Annotated in this window: 1 protein-coding gene; it reads right to left on the bottom strand. The window is 73.1% G+C overall.

The genetic code is table 11. The features are described 5' to 3' along the window. The coding region (locus D2N39_RS22375) for a condensation domain-containing protein (RefSeq protein ID WP_233557390.1) at nucleotides 1-2,171 on the bottom strand (2,171 nt) is incomplete at its 3' end. Nucleotides 2,172-2,279: the final 108 nt, after the last annotated feature.

Here is a 2,279-nt window from a genome sequence, read left to right as displayed (position 1 = left end):
TAGGCGGCGTTTTGGGGGGTTGTTCGGGTTTCGGGCGGGGTTTCGGGGAGGGAGCGGGCTTCGGGCTCGCCCGTTTCGGGGGCGGGGTGGGTGGCGAGGGTCAGGACCGGGGCGGGGGTCAGGGATTGCAGGCGGTTGGTCTGCGCGCTCTGGGCCAGCACCAGCACCGGCGCCGCGTCCTCCAGCATATAGGCCAGCCGGTCGTCGGGGTGTTCGGGGTCCAGCGGCACATAGGCACCGCCCGCCTTCAGCACCGCGAGCAGCCCCACGATCATCTCGAACGAGCGTTCGCAGCACAGGCCCACCCGCGTCTCGGGGCCGACGCCAAGCTGCACCATACGATGCGCCAGCCGGTTGGCGCGGGCCTCCAGCGCGGCATAGGTCAGGCTTGCGCCCTCGCAGCGCAGGGCGATCCGGTCCGGGTGCCGCGCGGCGGCGGCGCCGACCAGCGTGTCCAGCCGCCCGGTTCCCGTTTCGGCGGCCCGCGCTGCCGGCGGCGGGGCGGGCGCCCAGCCCGCCACCACCGCCGCGCGTTCCGCCGCATCCATCAGCGGCAGCGCGCCGATCCGCGTCTCCGGCGCCGCCGCGCAGGCCGCCGCCAGATGGCGGAACTGCGCCGCCAGCCGCGCGATGGTCGCCGCATCGAACAGGTCCGTCGCATATTCGATCGCCCCGGTCAGCCCGCCCTGCCCCGGCAGGTCCTGCAAACTGCCCGGAACTTCCTGCAAACTGAACGTCAGGTCGAACTTCGTCGCCGTCACCGCCACGCCCGCCGGTTCCAGCCGCAGCCCGCCGAAGGCCATCGCCCCCAGCGGCGCGTTCTGCAGCGCCAGCATCACCTGGAACAGCGGCGCATGGCTCAGGTCGCGGGCCGGTTGCAGCGCCTCGACCAGCTGGTCGAAGGGCAGATCCTGATGCGCCTGCGCCGCCAGCGCATCCTCGCGCAGCCGCCCCAGCAGCGCCGAGAACGGCTCGGCCGCATCCACCCCGGCGCGCAGCACCAAAGTATTGACGAAAAAGCCGATCAGCCCCTCCAGCGCCGCATGCCGCCGCCCCGCCACCGGCGTGCCGATGGCGATGTCGTCCTGCCCGCTCCACCGCGCCAGCAGCACCGACAGCACCGCCACCAGCACCATATGCAGGCTGGTGCCGGTGCGCCGCGCCAGCGCCTCCAGCGCGCGGGTCAGACCGGCGGGCAGATCGAAGGGCATCACCGCCCCGGCATGGCTTTGCACCGCCGGGCGCGGCCGGTCGGTCGGCAGTGCCAGCCGGTCGGGCATCCCGGCCAGCCGGCTGCGCCAGTAGGCCAGTTGCCGCTCCAGCTCCGGCCCTTGCAGATGCGCCCGCTGCCAGGCCGCGTAATCGCCGTATTGCAGCGGCAGCGGCGGCAGATCCGCCGCCCGCCCCGCCAGCACCGCCTCGTAAAGCGCCGCCAGCTCGCGCAGGAACACCCCCAGCGACCAGCCGTCCGAAACGATGTGATGCAGCACCAGCGCCGCGAGGTGATCCTCCGGCCCCAGCCGGATCACCCGCGCCCGCAGCAGCGGACCCCGCGCCAGATCGAAAGGCTCGGCCGCCAGAACGGCCAGCCGCGCCTCGGCGGCGGCCATCGGATCGGCCGCCCCCGACAGATCCTCCAGCGGCAGATCGACCGGGCCGGGCGGCAGGATCACCTGCACCGGCAGCGCCTGATCGGTGGCAAAGACCGTGCGCAGCGCCTCGTGCCGCGCCACCAGCCCGGTCAGCGCCCGCGCCAGCGCGCCAAGGTCCAGCCGCCCGGTCAGCCGCAGCGCGACCGGCTGGTTATAGGCCGTGTCGCCCGGCGACAGCTGGTCAAGGAACCACAGCCGCTGCTGCGCGAAGGACAGCGGAACCGGCCCCGGCCCGCGCGGAACCGGATCGGGCAGCAGCGGCACGCCGCCGTCCTGCAAGCTGCCCCCGTCCTGCACCGCATCCTTGCCCGCGATGGCCGCCACCACCACCGGCGCCAGCCCCTCCAGCGTCGGATGCTCGAACAGCGCCCGCAGCGACAGCTCGATCCCCCAGCGCCGCCGCACCCGCGCAATCAGCTGCGTCGCCAGAAGCGAATGCCCGCCAAGCGCAAAGAAGGTCTCCCCCGCCCCGATCCGGTCCGCCGAAAGCCCCAGAACCTCCGCCCAAAGCCCCGCCAACTCCGCCTCAACCCCGGCCCGGACCACAACCGAACCCCCCTGAACCACCGGCAAAGGCAAAGCCCGACGATCCACCTTCCCGTTCAAACTCAACGGAAATCCAGACAA

The organism is Gemmobacter lutimaris, assembly GCF_003570715.1.
GTDB classification, from domain to species: Bacteria; Pseudomonadota; Alphaproteobacteria; order Rhodobacterales; family Rhodobacteraceae; genus Gemmobacter; species Gemmobacter lutimaris.
Note: the sequence above shows the minus strand (reverse complement) of the source record. Positions and strands in the feature narration are given on the sequence as shown.